Origin of the sequence: Halopseudomonas oceani, assembly GCF_002903165.1 — a bacterium.
In the GTDB taxonomy this organism is placed as follows: Bacteria; Pseudomonadota; Gammaproteobacteria; order Pseudomonadales; family Pseudomonadaceae; genus Halopseudomonas; species Halopseudomonas oceani.
In genome coordinates this window covers 14849-32658 of record NZ_PPSK01000014.1, presented here as the reverse complement: position 1 = coordinate 32658, position 17810 = coordinate 14849, and the positions used below count along the sequence as shown (strand labels likewise).

At 62.7% G+C, this 17810-nt stretch carries 18 protein-coding genes; 8 read left to right on the top strand and 10 right to left on the bottom strand.

Going from position 1 to position 17810, the window contains the following annotated elements:
- Nucleotides 1-65: 65 nt before the first annotated feature.
- The 3 genes from C1949_RS13995 to C1949_RS13985 all read right to left on the bottom strand — a co-directional run bounded on the left by C1949_RS13995 (nt 66) and on the right by C1949_RS13985 (nt 3171).
- Complete coding sequence (locus C1949_RS13995) at nt 66-764, bottom strand: sensor histidine kinase (protein ID WP_104739098.1); 699 nt, start codon at nt 762-764, stop codon at nt 66-68.
- A complete protein-coding gene (locus C1949_RS13990) occupies nt 761-2365 on the bottom strand; it encodes a tetratricopeptide repeat-containing response regulator (RefSeq protein ID WP_104739097.1) in 1605 nt (534 codons plus the stop codon). The genes C1949_RS13995 and C1949_RS13990 overlap by 4 nt, the downstream gene beginning before the upstream one ends.
- Before the next feature lie 137 nt (nt 2366-2502).
- Nucleotides 2503-3171 (bottom strand): NAD(P)H-binding protein, encoded by a 669-nt coding sequence (locus tag C1949_RS13985; protein WP_104739096.1) that lies wholly within the window; start codon nt 3169-3171, stop codon nt 2503-2505.
- Nucleotides 3172-3337: 166 nt separating this feature from the next.
- On the opposite strand from C1949_RS13985, the gene C1949_RS13980 reads away from it, so the two are divergent.
- Complete coding sequence (locus tag C1949_RS13980; protein ID WP_104739095.1) at nt 3338-4012, top strand: tellurite resistance TerB family protein; 675 nt, start codon at nt 3338-3340, stop codon at nt 4010-4012.
- A 50-nt stretch (nt 4013-4062) separates the two neighbouring features.
- Here the strand turns inward: C1949_RS13980 and cadR are convergent, their stop codons facing one another.
- Complete coding sequence (cadR, locus tag C1949_RS13975) at nt 4063-4509, bottom strand: Cd(II)/Pb(II)-responsive transcriptional regulator (protein WP_104739094.1); 447 nt, start codon at nt 4507-4509, stop codon at nt 4063-4065.
- 74 nt (nt 4510-4583) lie between these two features.
- Here cadR and C1949_RS13970 point away from each other — a divergent pair, with 74 nt between their 5' ends.
- From C1949_RS13970 to C1949_RS13950, 6 genes are all read left to right on the top strand, one after another.
- Nucleotides 4584-6767 (top strand): heavy metal translocating P-type ATPase, encoded by a 2184-nt coding sequence (locus C1949_RS13970; RefSeq protein ID WP_104739093.1) that lies wholly within the window; start codon nt 4584-4586, stop codon nt 6765-6767.
- 137 nt (nt 6768-6904) lie between these two features.
- On the top strand, nt 6905-7060 hold the full coding sequence (locus tag C1949_RS19440) for a hypothetical protein (protein WP_170063083.1): 156 nt from the start codon (nt 6905-6907) through the stop codon (nt 7058-7060).
- 103 nt (nt 7061-7163) lie between these two features.
- Nucleotides 7164-7544, top strand: a complete 381-nt coding sequence (locus tag C1949_RS13965; RefSeq protein WP_104739092.1) for a DUF2946 family protein — start codon at nt 7164-7166, stop codon at nt 7542-7544.
- 90 nt (nt 7545-7634) lie between these two features.
- Nucleotides 7635-9797: a TonB-dependent receptor gene (locus C1949_RS13960; protein ID WP_104739091.1), complete on the top strand. Its 2163-nt coding sequence runs from the start codon at nt 7635-7637 to the stop codon at nt 9795-9797.
- A gap of 46 nt (nt 9798-9843) precedes the next feature.
- The gene (locus C1949_RS13955; protein WP_104739090.1) at nt 9844-11316 is read left to right on the top strand and encodes a PepSY domain-containing protein; all 1473 of its coding nucleotides are present in this window, start codon (nt 9844-9846) and stop codon (nt 11314-11316) included.
- A gap of 75 nt (nt 11317-11391) precedes the next feature.
- Complete coding sequence (locus C1949_RS13950; protein ID WP_104739089.1) at nt 11392-13149, top strand: hybrid sensor histidine kinase/response regulator; 1758 nt, start codon at nt 11392-11394, stop codon at nt 13147-13149.
- Here the strand turns inward: C1949_RS13950 and C1949_RS13945 are convergent.
- The gene (locus C1949_RS13945; RefSeq protein ID WP_170063082.1) at nt 13122-13769 is read right to left on the bottom strand and encodes a response regulator; all 648 of its coding nucleotides are present in this window, start codon (nt 13767-13769) and stop codon (nt 13122-13124) included. The genes C1949_RS13950 and C1949_RS13945 overlap by 28 nt on opposite strands.
- Nucleotides 13770-14034: 265 nt before the next feature.
- On the opposite strand from C1949_RS13945, the gene C1949_RS13940 reads away from it, so the two are divergent.
- Nucleotides 14035-14475, top strand: a complete 441-nt coding sequence (locus C1949_RS13940) for a hypothetical protein (RefSeq protein WP_104739088.1) — start codon at nt 14035-14037, stop codon at nt 14473-14475.
- Between the two features lie 22 nt (nt 14476-14497).
- Here C1949_RS13940 and C1949_RS13935 read toward each other — a convergent pair whose 3' ends face one another.
- From C1949_RS13935 to C1949_RS13915, 5 genes are all read right to left on the bottom strand, one after another.
- On the bottom strand, nt 14498-14707 hold the full coding sequence (locus tag C1949_RS13935; RefSeq protein ID WP_104739087.1) for a YgdI/YgdR family lipoprotein: 210 nt from the start codon (nt 14705-14707) through the stop codon (nt 14498-14500).
- Between the two features lie 99 nt (nt 14708-14806).
- The gene (locus C1949_RS13930; protein ID WP_104739086.1) at nt 14807-15661 is read right to left on the bottom strand and encodes an SDR family NAD(P)-dependent oxidoreductase; all 855 of its coding nucleotides are present in this window, start codon (nt 15659-15661) and stop codon (nt 14807-14809) included.
- A gap of 168 nt (nt 15662-15829) precedes the next feature.
- Nucleotides 15830-16546 carry a hypothetical protein gene (locus C1949_RS13925; RefSeq protein ID WP_104739085.1) on the bottom strand — a complete coding sequence of 239 codons (717 nt, stop codon included), beginning with the start codon at nt 16544-16546 and terminating at the stop codon, nt 15830-15832.
- A 193-nt stretch (nt 16547-16739) separates the two neighbouring features.
- Nucleotides 16740-17114 carry a YbaN family protein gene (locus C1949_RS13920; RefSeq protein ID WP_188656544.1) on the bottom strand — a complete coding sequence of 125 codons (375 nt, stop codon included), beginning with the start codon at nt 17112-17114 and terminating at the stop codon, nt 16740-16742.
- Between the two features lie 5 nt (nt 17115-17119).
- Entirely contained in the window at nt 17120-17746 is a 627-nt protein-coding gene (locus C1949_RS13915) for a biliverdin-producing heme oxygenase (RefSeq protein ID WP_104739084.1), read from the bottom strand.
- Nucleotides 17747-17810 lie beyond the last annotated feature (64 nt).

Here is a 17810-nt window from a genome sequence, read left to right as displayed (position 1 = left end):
ATGGCTCGGCTTCCGTGGGAGATGATGCCAGCTTATCCCGAAGCAGGTGTAGGCGTCACCGCCACTCAAGGCAGCCAGATGCGAAACTCGCCACCACCGAGCTCGCCACCGTTGCTCAGGGCTATACGTCCGGTAATGCCGCTGCGCTGGTGCAGTTGAGCGATGCGCCCGCCGAAGTAGAGGCCCAGGCCAGTGCTGCCGGTGCTCATGTTGATCCCCAGAATATAATCGGACTGGTTCTCCAGCATCGCAGCGGGGTAACCGCTGCCATCGTCGCTGATGGTGATCACCAGTTGTTCGCCATCCAGGCCCGCGCGCAAGTGGATCGCCGAGCGGGTGTAACGGATTGCGTTGTTGATTACATTGCCGACCACCGAGCCGACCAGCTCGGCGTCAAAGAAACCCATCAAGCCGAACTCGTCAACCTCGTAGCTGCCCTGGATGTGGCGTGAGCGCAGAATGTCGTCGTGGCGGGCCAGTTGATCTTCCAGAAACTCCTCGACATCGAGGTAGCTGGGCCGCAGGGGCAGCTGGTTGACCCCGAGTTTGTACAGCCCAAGCATTTGCACCAGCATGCCGTTGAGTCGCAGGAACTCGTACTCGATGACGCCACGCTCGGGGCTGTCCTGTTCATTGGCGGGCAGGCGCTCGACCAGTTGCCCGTAGGACTGCATGAGCAGCCCCAGCGAGTTCTTCATGTCATGCACCGTGGAGGCGATGACGGTGGAGAAGTCGAGCGACTGCTCTTCAGGTTGCTCGCTCATAGCGACTCGGCCTTTTCCCGCAGCTTGGTATAGCGTTCAAAGCGAGCGTCGCTGGCGGGCATGTTGCGTACCCGGCTGAGGCAGTCCAGGCACTCCTCGCGCAGGGCTTCGTCCGGGTTGCTCAACAGCAGGCGCAGCAGCGACTGGGCGGTGTTCAGCGCGTAGCTGATATTGCGCGGTTGCAGCGCCAGCGCGCTGCGGAACGCTTCCAGTGCTTCGGGGAAGTGCTTCTTCTGGTACAGCGCCATGCCCTGGCGGTTCAGTTCCATTGCCTGATCGCCGCTGCGCAGAATGTCCGGGTCGCTGGTCTGTTCGGCAATGCCAGCCATGACCTTGGGATCGTCGCCGTAAATTTCGACGCAGCTGCTGAGCATCTGATCGGCCTGTGCGTTCTGACCCAGTGCGCGTAGCTGGGCTGCGACCTGCAGTGCCGTGTCGGCGGAGAAGAAATCGTCCAGCGTGCTCAACCGCTCGGCGGCGCTGCTGGCCAGTTGTTCGGCTTCGGCTGTCTTGCCTGCGCGTTTGAGGGCAGAGGCTTGCAGCAGCTCGCCACGCGCGGCCAGGCCGTCGTTGTCGCGCCAGCCGTTGTGCATGTCGTCCATGGTCTGACGGATTTCCAGCAGCACCTTCGGGCCCGGCGCGGCGTCACCGGCCTGGGCGCAGAGGCTGTCGGCCAGATTCAGGTGGTGCTCGGGGTCGCGAAACGCCGAGTGACGCCCAAGGTTGACTGCCTGACGGAAGGCGCGCACCGCGCGATCCGGGTCCTGATTTGCCCGGGCCACGCGGCCCAGCTCGGCCTGACGCTGCGGGTTGTTGGGTGAGATCTTTACCGCCTGCTCAAGAAACACCTGGGCCTTGAGCTGCTCACCGCGCAACTGCTTGGCTCGCGCAAGTCCGTCGTACAGGGTCGGCAGCATCGGGAACAGGCTGACGCCCTGCTCGTACAGCGCCTCTGCGCGGTCGATGTCATTGTTGTCGAGCAGGTGATCGGCCAGCATGACCAGCGCCCAGGGTAGCGGCCGCTCGTCGATGATTGCCTGCAGCATGGCCTCAAGGTCGGCGCTTCGTCCCAGGGCGGCAAGCGCCTTGGCGCGGTAGCGCTGGCATAACGGTGCCAGGCGAGGTTGGCGTTGCAGCAGGCTATCGCAGGCCTGCAAGACACCGGCCTGGTTGTTTGCTGCGAGGGCGTCGAGTATCGGTGCCAGGAGCTGCTTGCGTTCGACCAGGCGGTCCAGCCGCTGCTGTAGGCTGGCGCGGTTGAAGGGTTTGGTCAGATAGGCATCGGGTTCATATTCCAGCGCTGCCATCACCATGGCCTGGCTGCTCTCGGCGGTCACCATGACGAAGATGCAGTGCGGCCCGATCAGCTTGGCCTGGTGCAATTCTTCCAGTACCTGCTGGCCGTTTTTGCCGTCGCCCAGATTGTAGTCGTGCAAAATGATGTCGTAGCGGGACTTGTTGCACAGCGCGACCGTCTCTGCGCCACTGGCTGCAAGGTCGATATGCTGCGCCCCCATCTGGGTCAGCATGGCCTTCACCGACGAGCGAAAGTCGCTGAAGTCATCGACTACCAGAAAGCGTGTGTTGCTGTAGACGATCATGATTACGCTGTATTCCTGCTGTTGAGTTGCATTAACCAGTCTAGACGTTGCGCGCAAGTATACAGTGAAATCAAAGCGCCATTACTGATCGACCCGGCAGAACCGCAGAACGGGCGGTCCACAATGTGCTTCAGTCATCAATGCCGACGGGCGATGGCATCCGATTCGATGACATGTCTGCCGCTTGGCGCCATCAGCGCGGCCTGCAACATGGCCGCAGCGACGTCACTGGCTCGGACTGCGCGCAGGCGCTTGGGAATCACTGGCTTGAAGGTCCGCGACAACAGTAGCCCAACCAGCTCGGCCGGGCGGTCCTGCGAACGGGCACCGTCGAGTAGCGAGGGCCGTACCAGCGTCAGTGAGCGGAAGTCCATCGACGTCAGGTCCTGCTCCACCTCACCCTTGACTCGCAGGTAGAACGACCCCGAGCGCGGGCTGGCGCCCAGGGATGAATTGAGCACGAAGGTGCGCGTGCCCGCGCGGCGAGCGTGGCGTGCACAGGCAGTGACGTAGCCGCGGTCAACCGCGCGAAAGGCATCCCTGGAACCTGCCTGCTGGCGGGTGGTGCCCAGCGCGCAGACTGCCGCATCAGCTTGCCACCAGTCGGCGTCCTCGGGCAGTGCGCTGAAGTCAACCTGCGGGTTTTCCAGGTGCGCGAAGTGTCTGACCGCCATCGACAGCGGCGATCGGGTTGGCGCGATAACGCGGCTGATCGCCGGGTTGGCGAGCGCCTGACGCAGTATTTCCATGCCGACCAGGCCGCTGCCGCCCAGCACCAGCAACGTCTTGCCTTTGTTGTCGTCCATCCATGTTCCCCCGGTGGTAGCGGTATTAAGGTCCAGTTAAGCCCAAGTTATCCACACTGGCTGCCAGCGTGCGGAAAAATACCGCAACAAAGTGTGGCTTGGCCGTCAGGACCCCCGCGTTGCTCCTGTGGTCGAAGCAAACGAGATGCCAATAGCGGAGACGTAAATGAACACCCAGAGTCTGCTTGATCAGTTGTTGAAGTCAGCCGGTGGCGCGCTTTCCGGCACCGCAGATAACCAGGGCAAGTCTGGCACCGGCCAGCTTGGCAGCCTGCTGTCCGGTGCGGGTGGCGGTGCGCTGGCAGCCGGCGCCGTGGGCCTGCTGTTGGGGAGCAAGAAGGCACGCAAGATTGGCGGCAAGGCGGTCAAATATGGTGGTTTGGCGGCACTCGGCGTGGTGGCCTACAAGGCTTGGCAGCACTGGCAACAAAACAGTAGCAGTGCGCCGCAAGGCGAGCCGCAGACCGTTGATCGGCTGCCTGCGCCGCAGGCTGAGCAGCACAGCCATGGGATTTTGCGGGCGCTGATTGGGGCGGCCAAGGCCGATGGCCATATCGATGATCGTGAGCGCGAGCTGATCGATGGCGAGATTGCCAAGCTGACCGGCGATGCGCAACTGCACGCCTGGTTCGACGCCGAGCTGCGCAAACCGCTGGACCCGGTCGAAATCGCTCAGGCAGCGCAGACACCAGAGATGGCGGCCGAGATGTATCTGGCCAGTCTGTTGGTCGTCGATGAGCAGAACTTCATGGAGCGTGCCTATCTACAGGAGCTGGCCAGTCAGCTGCGGCTGGACCCGCAGCTGCGCACCGAGCTGGAGCGTCAGGCAACCACAGTCTAAGCCTGGACACCCCGCTGGGCGAGTGGAATTGATCAGGGCTTGCCTAAGTGTCAGTGCCGGTGGCTGCGGCCAACATGCGAGTCCGCCTCGGGCGGGCTCACGCTGCCGCTGGTTTCCAACTGGGCGATGATGCCGCAGTGGTCGACGTCATTACCCTCCCGGCACTGCTGACGCAGCTCGACCAGTTGCTGTTGCAGCAGGCTCAGGGCGGCGATGCGCTCGCTGACATGACCGATATGCGCATCAATCAGGCCGTTGACATTGCCACAGCTGGCATTGGGCTGGCGGCGAAGCTGCAGTAGTTCCCGAATCTCGACGTGGGTCATGTCGAGCAGGCGACAGTTGCGGATGAACACCAGCTGCTCGACATGGCGTTCGCCATATTGCCGATAGTTCCCTTCGCTGCGTTGCGGTTCGGGCAACAGGCCTTCGCGTTCGTAGTAGCGGATGGTCTCGACGGTGCAGTCTGTTCGCCTTGCCAGTTCGCCGATTTTCACAGACGTCTCCTGAGTTCTTGACTCTGTAGTGGCTATAGGGTTTCTACTGTGCCTCAAAGTTGCCCGGAGGTCACATGTCCGCCCACCACTCACATGATCACGCTACCCCTGCCAGCCGTTGCTGTGCCGCTCAACCCGCATCACCGGAGCAGGCGCTCACGCCCGCGGCGGGGGAGCAGGTCAGCCGCATCCATATCGAGCAGATGGATTGCCCGACCGAAGAACGCTTGATCCGGCAGCAACTGACGGGCATGACCGGGGTTGGTGCGCTGCAGTTCAATCTGTTGCAGCGGGTGCTGTCAGTGAGTCACATGCCGGAGCGGCGCGAGGCCGTTATCGCGGCGATTCGCGAGCTGGGGTTCAGCCCGCGGCTGCTGGTTGACGATGCGCGTCCGGAGCCGACACAGCACAAGCCCTGGTGGCCGTTGGCGCTGGCCGGTGTTGTAGCGCTGGCTGCCGAAGTGGTGCATTTTGCTGGCGGTGCGGCCTGGCTGGGTGCGGCCCTGGCGCTGTTGGCGATCCTGATTAGCGGGGTTGAAACCTACCGCAAGGGCTGGGTCGCCCTGCGCCACCGGACGCTCAATATCAATGCGCTGATGAGCATCGCCGTCACCGGCGCTGTGTTGATCGGCCAGTGGCCGGAAGCGGCGATGGTGATGGTGCTGTTTGCGATTGCCGAGCACATTGAAGCTCGCTCGCTGGGACGAGCTCGCGACGCTATCAGTGGGCTGTTGGCGCTCGCCCCCGAGCAGGCCAGTGTGCAGCAGGAGGATGGCAGCTGGCGCGGTATTGCCGCAACGGAGATTGCGGTTGGCGCGCGCGTTCGGGTGCGGCCGGGTGAGCGGGTTGCGCTCGACGGTACCGTGGTTGGCGGGCGTTCGACGGTCAATCAGGCGCCGATCACCGGCGAGAGCATGCCGGTTGAGAAGCAGACCGGTGACAGCGTCTTTGCCGGCACCATCAACCAGAATGGCACGCTCGAATACCGAGTTACTGCGGCTGCCGGACAGACCACGCTGGCGCGCATCATTCACGCGGTGGAGCAGGCGCAAAGTGAACAGGCCCCGACCCAGCGTTTTGTCGATCGCTTTGCTGCCCTTTACACCCCGGCCGTCTGCCTGCTAGCGCTACTAATGGCCGTGCTGCCACCGCTATTTCTGGGGGGCGGCTGGTATGACTGGATCTATCGGGCCTTGGTTCTGCTGGTTGTGGCGTGCCCCTGTGCGCTGGTCATATCGACCCCGGTAACTATTGTCAGTGCGCTTGCGGCGGGGGCTCGTCGCGGCCTGCTGATCAAGGGTGGGGTGCATCTGGAGCAGGGCGGACAGCTCAATCTGATTGCGCTCGACAAGACGGGCACCTTGACCGAGGGGCGCCCGGTCCAGACCGATTTTGAGCTGCTTGCAGGGGGCAATGCCGAGCGTGCTCAGCAGTTGGCGGCGAGCCTGGCAGCGCGGTCGGACCACCCGGTCTCCCGTGCGCTGGCCAGTGCCAATCAGCAGCCACTGCTGGAGGTGGACGCTTTTACAGCGATACCGGGTCAGGGTGTCAGCGGCCTGCTCAACGGTGAGCGCTATTACCTTGGTAATGCGCGGCTCGCGGTTGGTCGCGGGTTGATGACCAGCGACATTCAGGATCGTCTGAGCCAGCTGGAGCGCGAGGGCAAGTCGCTGGTGTTGCTATGCAGCGAGCAACAGGCGCTCGGTTTGTTTGCCGTGGCGGATACGCTCAAGCTGGGCAGCCGTGACGCCATACGCGAGCTCCATGCGCTGGGTGTTGAGAGCATGATCCTAAGTGGTGACAACGCCCCGACGGTACAGGCCATTGCAACCCAGGTCGGGATCGACACCGCTCACGGCAACCTGCTGCCCGACGACAAGCTTGCCTTGATTCGCCAGGCGAGCAATGCGGGCCGGCGGGTCGCCATGGTCGGCGACGGTATCAACGATACGCCCGCGCTGGCAGCGGCCGATATCGGTTTTGCCATGGCCGCTGCCGGCAGTGATACGGCCATCGAGACCGCTGATGTCGCCTTGATGGATGACGATCTGCGTAAACTGCCGGCCTTCATTCGTCTTTCCCGCCGGACCCTGCGGGTGCTGCGCCAGAACATCTGGCTGGCGCTGGGTATAAAGGCGGTGTTTGTCGGCCTGACGCTGGCCGGGTCGGCGACCATGTGGATGGCCGTGTTTGCCGACATGGGGGTGAGCCTGCTGGTGGTCTTCAATGGCCTGCGGTTGCTGCGTGACACCCTCTAGAACAGGGCCGGTGCTGAGCCGATCCGACAATTGGTATCATTTTTTGCTGGACGAGTGGCGTTTTCTGCAACAGACTGTTTTTCGCGAATAACAACAATATACGTGTGCCCCTACGGGAGGCATGCAAGGAGAACGACATGACTCGTCGCTATTCCGCATGGCTGATGCCCGCTGTGCTTGCGGTGGCCTTCAGTGCCGCCACCCTGATCGTTTCTGAGCAGTCTGATCTGCCGACGCCTTCCTTTGCCGGTATCCCGGCTGTATTTGTCAGCGATATTTTCAGCCGCTTCTGATTTTCATCGTTCCGCGCCCGCCTGCGGTCGGGCGCTGCCTTGGTGACCGGCTGCGACATCGCCGCCATTCCGCTCTGTGCATCGCGCTGCTAGACTTCGCCGCATGTTCTCGACCCACCCCCATCGATCTCTGTTTACCTGGTTGCTGTACGTCAGCATCCTGCTCAATGTGCCGACCTGTGGTCTGCTGCACGGGCAGATGCTGGGCATGCAGCTCAGTGGCGCGGGCGTGGTGTTTTGTTCGCTTGGCAGTGCCTCGATTGATCTGGCCGCGGAGGATGGGGCGGCCGATGCTGCGGCCATGATGAGCTTCAGCTGTCCGGTCTGCGGTGGTGTCAACCTGGCAATCGGCCTGCTGTTTGCCATGTTCTGGTTGCGGCTGCTGCGCCGCCCCCGTTTGCCCATGGTGCGCTCGGTGTTCCGCCGCGTGTCACCGCGTCACGCCTGGCCTCCGGCCAACCCTCGCGCCTCTCCGTTGTTCTGACCTATCCGGCGTTTATTCGACGCCACCCTGTGTCTCGCCTGCGCCGTTGTGTTGCGTCGGCGAGCTTGTGTTTCTGTCAGGACAATACCAATGAAATATTCGCGATATTCCCTTTGCGGCGTACTGCTGTGCGCCCCTGCTTTGCTTGTGCACGCTGAAAACGCCACCGACCTGCCGACCCTGATCGTAACCGGCAAGGTTCATCGGACCACCGACCTGCAACTTGATACCCCTGCCGAGTCTGGTTCGCGGCTTGGGCTGACGCCGCGGGAAACCCCCGCCTCGGTCAGCGTGGTTGGCCGTGAGCAAATCGAACAGCGTGATGCGCTGGATACTCAGGATATTCTCTCCGGCGTGCCGGGTGTCACCGCTGCGTCGCCGCCCGGCCAGGCCGGTTTTGTGTCCTGGCGCGGCTTTACCGGCGCGCAGGTGACGCAGATGTTCAACGGCATCACCGTGCAGTACGACAGCATCGCCGCCCGCCCGGTCGACAGCTGGATCTTTGACCGCGTTGAGGCCATCGGCGGCGCTTCCAGCTTTCTCAATGGCGCCGGCGGGGTTGGCGGCTCAATCAACTACATCACCAAACTGGCCGACCCGAGCGAGTCGTTTCGCGAGGCGCGCATCCGCTATGGCAGCTTTGACAGCCGTGAGTTGGCGCTGGGCGTCAATCAACTGCTGACCGAGGGGCCCGTGCGCAATACGCTGCGGCTGGATATCAGCCAGACCGACAGCAACGGTTGGGCTGACCGCGAAGAGCGCAGCGCCTTTACCGGCGCGCTGTCGTTACGCACCGATTTCAACGAACGGCTGTCGCATACCCTGGCGCTGGAGTATCAGAACGAGCAGGTCGACAGTCCCTACTGGGGCACCCCGGCGCTGCAGCCGCTGGGTGGCGAGATGAAGGTCGATGACAGTCGTCGTTTTGAGAACTACAACGTCGAGGACGGACGTTACGAGCAGCGGGTGCGCTGGCTGCGCTCGATCACCGAGTATCAGCTGAGTGACCAGACCCGCCTGCGCAATACCTATTACCACTACAACACCGAGCGTGATTACCGCAATCTGGAGCGTTACACCTACACCGCCGACAACAGCCAGATCAGCCGGTCCTCTGCATTGCTGCAGCGTCACGATCAGGAGCTGAACGGCAACCGCGTCGACCTGTTGCATGAGGGCATGCTCTGGTCACGGCGCAGCGACTGGTCGCTGGGGCTGGACTACAGCCACAACGTGCAGACCCGCTACCCGCGCTCGATCTCGGCGGTATTTGATGTGGTGGACCCGGATCACTTCAATCCGGGCCAGTTCTACGATATTCCCGGTATGACCCCCGGCCACGATCCGCAGCGCACCAACGAGGTGGATACCTGGGCACTGTACCTGGAAAATCGCACCGAGCTGACCGACCGGCTGGCGCTGATCAGCGCCCTGCGTCACGACTGGATCGACCTGGAGGTCACCAACCATCAGACGCCGTCGGCGACCAATCCGGCGTTTTTCAGCCAGAACTACGAGCCGACCACCGGCCGTCTGGGCCTGGTCTACCAACTCACGCCGGCAGCTAACGTCTACGTCCAGTACAGTACGGCGGCGGACCCGCCGTCCGGCATTCTCACCACTGCCAGTTTCAAGCAGGTGCAGGACTTTGACCTGACCACCGGCGAGCAGTGGGAAATCGGCAGCAAGCTGGATTTCCTCGACGGACGCGGCTCGGCCACTGTGTCGCTGTATCAGCTGGAGCGTGAAGACCTTTCTACCGCGGACCCGAACAACCCGGGTCAGACCCTGCCGGTCGGCAAGCAGTCAGCCCGTGGCATCGAACTGGCAGCGGCGCTGCAGGTTACCGACAGCGTGCGCGCCGAGGGCAACATGGCCTGGGTCGATGCCGAGTACGACGAGTTTAATGCCAACGTCGGCGGCAGCGCTGTGTCCTACGCGGGCAACCGGCCGAGCAACGTACCCAAGCGGGTCGCCAACCTCTGGCTGACCTGGGAACCGGTCACCGACTGGCTGCTGGGGCTGGATACCCGCTATGTGTCCTCGGTCTATGCCGATTCGGCCAATACCCTGTGGGTGCCGTCCTATACCCTGTTTGGGGCGCATGTGCGTTACCAGCTCAGCGCTGAGACCGAGCTGACCCTGCGTGGGCGCAACCTGACCGATGAGGTATACGCCCGGCAGGCCGGGAGCAGCATGCTGTATCTGGGTGCACCGCGCAGCGTCGAGCTGAGCCTGCAGACGCGTTTCTGATGCAATCGTGCCGCCGGCCGTGCAGGCCGGCGGTCAGGAGATCCCGATGAAACGTTATCTGTACTTATGGCATCGCTGGCTGGGCATTGCCCTGTGCCTGTTTATGGCCATGTGGTTCTTCTCGGGTGTGGTGATGCTCTATGTTGGCTACCCCAAGCTGACCCCTCGTGAGCATCTGGCGCACCTGCCGGCGCTGCCAGTTGAGGGCTGCTGTGCTGCACCGGTGAGGGCTGGTGCCGACTGGCCCGCAGGGTTGGTCCTGAGCAGCATCGGCGGGGAGCCGGTGTATCTGCTGCCACGTCCAGGCCAGGTTGCGCAGGTGCTTGACGCGCGAACAGGAATTCCTGCCGGGCCTGTGGATGCGGAGCGGGCGCTGGCAGCCGCAGCCCAGTTCGCGCCGGGGGCACCGGCCGAGCTGCAAGCGCTGATCAACGAGGATGCCTGGACCCACTCGCGGGCGCTGGACGCTGACCGGCCGCTCTACCGTATTGCGCTGCACGACGCACAGCGTCGGCTGATCTATGTATCCAGCCAGACCGGTGCGGTCGTGCGTGATGCTACTGGCACTGAACGGGCCTGGAACTGGGTCGGTACCTGGATTCACTGGCTGTATCCGCTACGCGGTAATGCGCTGCAGCCGATCTGGACGGACACCGTGATCTGGCTGTCGCTGGCCGCCACCGTGATGGGGCTGCTGGGCATGATCATTGGTGTGCTGCGCTGGCGTCGACGGCGCTACCGCAGCGGCAGTCATTCGCCCTACCGTGGCTGGGCACGCTGGCACCACATTACCGGTCTGGTGGCCGGATTGCTGCTGATTTGCTGGATCTTCAGCGGATTGATGTCAATGAACCCCTGGGGCATTTTCAGCCGCGCACCAACCCTGGCCGTAGCTGCGTACAGCGGCTCGCCAGGGCCGCCTGCGCAGACGGATGTTGGCGACATACTGCGGCGCCTGCAGGTGGGTGGCTGGCAGCCGGTCGAGCTGCAATGGCGGAGGATCGCTGGCCGCTACTGGGTGAGCGCAAGCAACGCGGTCGGTGAGCAGCGGGTGCTGGACCTGCAGACTGGTGCGCTGGTCGGGCAGCTGCCGCGTGAACTGCTGCAAGCGTCGATTGCGGCCATGGCACCAACGCAGCAGGTGCAGTTCGAATGGCTAACGGCCCACGATTTCTATTACTACCCGCGCGCCGAGCACAGCATGCTTGGGCACCTGCCAAAACCCTTGCCGATGTTACGTGCCCGTTTCGCTGATGGCCGTTGGGTGGAGGTTGACCCGGCGACCGGCGCGCTGCTCGGTCAAAGCAGTCCGGCGCGGCGGGTTTCGCGGGTACTGTTTGCGCTGCTGCACAGTTGGGACTGGTTGCCGCTGCTGGAGCATCGTCCATTGTGGGATGTTTGGATGGTCGGCTTCAGTCTGGGTGGCATGCTGATCAGCGTTAGCGGTGTTGTGATTGGGTATCGGCGACTGCGGCCGGGACGGCGCCGCAGGGCGGCGACTGCCAGGGTGGGCGGCTGAGCGAGTTTGCACCGACGCGCCGCGCTGTTGCCCGCCTGCTATGCTTGGCGGTCAACTCATGGACAAGGCGGTGTGATGGCACGGACGATCAGGGACCCGATTGAGCGACAGATTACCTTTGATGCACTGGCCCCGCACTTCGTAACGATGCGTGAGTGGTCGGCGTTTACGGTGCTGGTTCCCCTGACTGTGGTGCTGGTCATGTGGCAGTGGCAGCCACCACTGCTGTTGTTGGGCTGGTTCCTGCTGCTGTTGCTGGGCATTTATGCCCGCTTTGTGCTTACCCGTGCCTATCGCAAGGCGGAGGTTACCCCAGATACGGCCGAGCCCTGGCATCGCGGACTGCTGGCGACCTCCGTTTATTGTGGCCTGCTCTGGGTCGCGGCTGCGTTTCTGTTCTTCGTCGAAGCGTCAGCACCGCACCAGCTGTTTCTGGTGACCCTGCTGGTAACACTGGGCGTCGGTTCGCTGTCGTCGGGTACCCATTGGCTGCCGCTGTATTACGGCTATGGTGCGCCTATTCTGTTGGCGCTGGCGATCAAGCTGATGTTACTGGGTGAACTGCCTTACATGGCGCTGGCGCTGATGGTATTGGCGACCCTGATCGCAACGGTTGCCTTCACCCGCAAGCTCAATGGCATCGTGCGTTCGGAAATGCGACTGCACTATCAGGGAGCGGCGTTGGCGGAGGAGCTGCAACAGCAATCTGAGGCGCTGCAGGAAGCGATTCATGCCAAATCACGGGTGTTGGCGACAGCCAGTCATGACCTGCGTCAGCCGCTGCATGCACTGTCGTTGTTCATTGATGCGCTCAAGGGTGTGGAGGACGAGCGCGAGAAGGTTCGGGTGTTTGGTCGGATTGATCAATCGCTGAATGCCATGCGTAAGCTGTTTGATGCGCTGTTCGATATGTCTCGCCTAGATGCCAACGTGGTTCAGCCCGAATACAGCCATTTTGATGTGGCGACCATGCTGGCTGGCCTGTGCGAAGAATACCGGGACACCGCCGAGCGGCACGAACTGCAGCTGCGCATGCATGTGCCCGATGTGGTCGTTCTGGCAGACCGCGCTCTGCTGGAGCGGATCATGCGCAACCTGATCAGCAACGCTCTTCGCTACACCCACCGTGGTGGTGTCCTGATCAGTGCCAGACGTCGGGGCAGCCAGGTGCTGGTGCAGGTCTGGGATACCGGTGTCGGTATACCGGCGGATCGGCAGGAACAGGCATTCACCGAATTTCAGCAATTGCAGCACTGCAATGATGAACGTGACAAGGGGCTGGGCTTCGGCCTGGCCATCGTGCGTCGGCTGTGTGCTCTGCTCGACTACCCGCTACAGCTTCGCTCCGAGGTGGGGCGCGGTTCGGTTTTTTCATTCAGCGTACCGCAGGGCAACCCGCAGCTGGCCCGGCGGGTTGAACAAGGTCAGGAGCAGAGCAGCTGGCGTGCGGCAGGCAAGCTGATTCTGGTAATCGACGATGATCGCAATGTGCTCAACGCGATGGAAACACTGCTGAAAGGATGGCGCTTTAGCGTGCTTAGCTGTGAGCACCTGGACGATGCGCTGCAGGTTTTGCGCTCTGGCGGCAGGGCACCAGACCTGGTCCTGTCGGACCTGCATCTGGGTGACGGTGTCAACGGTGTGGCGGCGATCGCGCAGATACGAGCGTTGATCGACAGGCCCGTTGCGGGCCTGCTGGTGACCGGCGAAACCAGCCGAGAGCAGCTGAAGCGAGCGGAAGAGAGTGGCCTGAAACTGTTGCATAAGCCGGTTCGCCCGCTGGAGCTACGTGGCGCCATCCAGCATCAATTGTCGCTGGTGGCAGTGTCCTGAAGCAGCCCCCGGCGTCGGGCCAGTTGGACACAATCGGTGCGGTTGGCAGCCTGCAGGGTCTGGAACAGGGTGCGAATGTGGGCCTTGACGGTGTGCTCGGTCAGGAACAGGCTGGTTGCAATCTGGCGATTGGAGTAGCCCAGCGCCATTAACTCCAGCACCACCTGCTGGCGTGGGGTAATGTCACCCACCACCGCTGAACGGCGAGGGGGCATGGCGGCTATTTGTTGCTCCATGCCCTCTGGCAGAAATAGCTCACCGGTAAGAATCTGGCGCAGGGCGTCGAGCATGGCGCTACTGCCGAAGGTCTTGGGAATAAAACCTAGTGCGCCGGCGTCCATTGCCGCTTTGATGGTTCGTGGGTTGTCTTCGCCGCTCATCACCACCAGGGGGCGGCAGACGCCGCGTGAGTGCAGGCGCTGGATAATCGAGATGCCGTTGAGATCCGGCATGACCAGATCAATCAGCACCAGATCAAATGTCGCTGGCGACTCCAGCAACTCGATAGCGGACGCGCTGTTGTTGCATTCAACGACTTCGACCTCATCCTCCAGCTGTTGCAGCAGGTAGCGTACTCCGTCGATGAACAACTGGTGGTCGTCTACCACGAGTATCTTCATTGGTTTCTGCGTGCTCCTTTCGTCTTCGCGTGCGCTTGGTTGTTCGGATAGTTACCCTGCCTGGCATTGTAGGTGAGTGATACGCGCGCATGACGGGTATGTCGACGGATCGCCCTCAATTTACCTCTAATGGCTAGTGCTCGGCTGGCCACTATTCGTATCCAGGCGTACTGTGCTGGCATCGCCGCCTTCCGCTGGCTGGCATTGAACGGCGCGGCCGATATACTGCTTGCCGTTAGAGTCTTCGCTGAACCGGGAGAGTTGTGTGAACACGTTGCAACTGCGCTGGCACGCGCTTGCTGACCAGGCAAGGAATGCTGAGGACAAGCATCTGCAAGTGCTGATTGACGGCCAGCCGTTGACTGCTCTGGTGCGGCAGTTTGAGTTGGCGCAGGGATACCTGCCGTTCGACGATACCTTTTTGCTGGCCGATGACGTGGCATGGTATGCGCGTTCTGCCTGGCAGCGCAGTGCTGAAGGCCGCCCGGCCCGCCTGGTGCTGCTGGGGTGCGGCTGCGGTGATGTCGACTGTTCGCAGCTTTACGCTGACGTACGCGAACAGAGAGGCTGGGTGCAGTGGACGATGGGCGGCTGGCCGGAGCGTGATTATCGGTCGCTGGGGCCGTTCTGGTTCGAGCTGACGGACTATCGGCAGGCGGTGCTTGGTATCCTGTCGGCAGAATGCCCTACCGGGCATCCCGCCTGACAGAGTGGCATAACTGCCCGGCTCAGCGCTCCATGATCTGTTTGACGCTGGACGCAGGAATCGCCTGCTCGCGGCCTTCATCATCTTCGAACAGGTACATGCTGGTGTCCTCGTCGAGTTTGGGTTTGTTGTCGGTGGCGATCAGCTCGCCACTGGTGGTGCTGATGATGTACTCGCTTGAACACCCAGCCAGAGCAACGGTGCACAGTAACGCCAGGATCAGTGGTTTCATCGGGCAGGTCCTTCGCTAGGGGCAGTGCGCATCACACCTGTGATGCGCTTCCCCATAAACGTTAGCCGCTGCTCCAGCGAGTCGCCACAGACTGTGGGCTCAGGTGTTGACGGCGTTGGGATCAATAGAGGCGCCTGCGCCAAGCTCTGCCCGTTGCTGCGCCAGTTTGGCCCCTTCTGCGGCGGTGAACGCGAAGGTGCGCTCGGGATCGCTGGCGCGCATCTGCAGTGCCATCAGCTCCATGCCCTCAGCGATGATGATGTCGTGCTTGCCAGCGCTGAGTTCGTCGAGGATGGTACGCGCTGCGTCATCCGGGTCGATGCCGTTCTCGATGTTGGCATCCGAGCGACCACGCGCGTTGCCGGCACCTTCGAGTGCGTTGGCGGCGATCGCGGTACGTACCGAGCCGGGCAGGATGATACTGACGCCAATACCATAAGCCTGCTCGACCTCCGCGCGCAGCGCCTCGAAGTAACCCACGACCGCGTGCTTGGCTCCGCAGTAGCCGGTGCGCAGCGGGACGCCGATCTTGCCCGCGACCGAGCTGACGACGGCCAGTTGGCCGCTGCCCTGTTCGACCAGGCGTGGCAATAGCAGCTGGGTCAGCGCCACCGGGGCGAGGTAGTCAACCTCCATCAGTTGGCGGTAGACCTGCAGGCCGGTGTCCAACGCGAGGCTGCGCTGGCTGATGCCGGCGTTGTTGATCAGCAGGTCGATGCGTCCCTGCCAGGCCCAGGCTTGCTCAACCAGCTCAGGCAGGCGAGCGTAATCGGTAGTCTCAAAGGGCAAGACCAGTGTGTTGTCCGGTGCTGTGTCAGCCAGTGCCTGCAGTGCGTCGGCCCGGCGACCCGACAGGATAACGCTGGCACCTTGCGCCAGCATGGCCTTGGCCAGCGCTTCACCAATGCCCGAAGAGGCGCCGGTGATCCATACCACCTTGGAAGCAAAACCCATTTTCTTGTTCTCCGTTGTTGAGCAGGCTGATTTGCCTGGGCGGGCTAACACCTTATTGACAGGTGTCATGCCTGATCTGTCGCCGGGGCGACAGTCTGTAACAACGGGTGAGGGTGTTGAGGAAAAGACCGGGCGCACGAACGGCGCCCGGGTAGCGCGAGGCCGAACTCAGTTGAGCGCAGCGAGGATCGACTGGATCTGGCCGGCGTCCAACTGGTTGGCGTTGGCCAGGCTCAGGAACGACTGCGAGGTACCGCTCCAGGCATTGATCAAGCTGGGCAGATTGCGGGCGACGGTGCTGGCTTCGCTGATGCTGCTGGTCAGTTCACCAGCTGCCATCGGGTTGGACAGCAGGGAACCGGCGCTACCCTTGGCGCTATCGAGCCAGCTCTGGAAAGCGCCGCTCAGCATGGAGCCTTCCTTCAGACCGTTCTGATAGTAGGGGATGGCTTCGGCCAGGGTATTGCGGTTTTCGCCGTTCAGGGTGCCGGTCTGCGACAGCAGGCTCTGGATCAGCGCCTGGTTGCTGCTGGTCAGTTCGGTGTCAGCTGCAATCGTTGCACCATCGGCGGTAGCACCTTGGGCGTAGTTGGCAGCAGCGGCCAGGGTACGGCTGGCGAGGTCGGACTGGCCGGTGGCTTCCAGCGTCTTGGCCTGGGCGGTCAGCATGTTGTTCATGCTGGCGTTGAAGCGTTGCATCAGCGCGTCCTGCTGTTGTGCCAGGGTGTCGGCACCGGCGTTATCGCTGCCCTGGCCGTTGGCGCTGAGGGCGGCACCGGCGGCGGACTTGAGCGAATCCAGGCCGAAGGCGTGGGTCTGGGTGGCTGTCAGCAAGCCGGCGGCGATCAGGCTCAGCAGAGCTGCTTGGATGCGGGGGGATTTCATATCTCGGTATTCTCCTGAAATAGGTTTCACGTTCACTGTGAAGTGCCCTGCCCGCCGCAGGCAGGCGCTGCTGCGGGGTCAACCAGCGGGGTTTTTCACTCGGGCGCGGCGACTCTACCGCAAATGCGCCAGCCTGTGGTCGCCGGTCGATAGAAATGTCGACTCGTTGAGCAAGATAACGGCTTGCCGTGGCTCAGACCCCAACGCCGGTTGACTCCGGCCGGGTACACAGCCAGAGCAGCACCAGACACATACTGGAGGGCACCAGCCACTGCACCCAGGGACTGGGAGCGCTCAGGCAGATCAGAGGCATGCTGACGAACATGCTGATTGCGGCCAGCCACTTGGCGCGGCGCGGTATTGCCCGGTGCTGCTGCCATTGCTGGATCGGTGGCCCGAAGCGCGGGTGGTTGATCAGCCAAGCAGCCAGGGGCGGCCAGCCCTTGCCCGCGGCCCAGACCGCCAGCAGCATGAAAACGGTGGTGGGCATGCCCGGCAGCACAGCACCGATCAAGCCGAGCCCGACGAATGTCAGCGCCAGCAGGCGCCAGCCAAGGCGTATCAGCATAGCGCTCAGACCGCCGCGCCCGGTTGCTGGCCTGCCATCAGCTCCTCTACCGCCGTGCGAACAAAGGCGAAGGCGTCACGCGCACCGGTCACCGCTTCGGCCCGCTCTTCGGCGGACAGAGGCAGGCTGTCCAGCGCCTGCTTGAATTCGCGCCAGTGCAGGCCGCGACCGCCGCTGTGGCCGGCCAGATGGCGGGCACCAAAGGTTTCGCTGAGCCCCAGCTCTGCGCGGGCCTGCTTGAGCAGGAAGGCAGCACCCAGCGTCGAGCCCTCATGGGTGTAGAGCCACCCCAGCGCCTGCGCGACATTCTTCGGTCCTGCTGCCTGCCCTGCCAGGCGGTCTTGTTCCTGCTGCTCCTGACTGATGGCGAAATCAGCGCAGTCGAGCAGGATTGCCGGCAGCCGATTGCGGTCGGCTAGACCCGGCAGCAACGCCTGCAGTTCCGGCTGCTGGTAGAGCGGTGCGGTGGCATGGTGCAGGCGCAGCTGCATACGCAGGAAGCAGGCAAAGCGGGCGTGACTTGAGAACGGCGCCAGCGCCATGATGCGCTGGTCCAGGCTCTCGTGGGTCGAGGTGGTCTGTTCTTTCAGGTAGCGGCTCAGGGGCACGGTGATGATGTCTGCCGAGGTCATGGTCGATCCTTGCATGCGGGGGATGAGGTTGGGTGACGGTGCTGTTCAACGTCTCTATCTACTT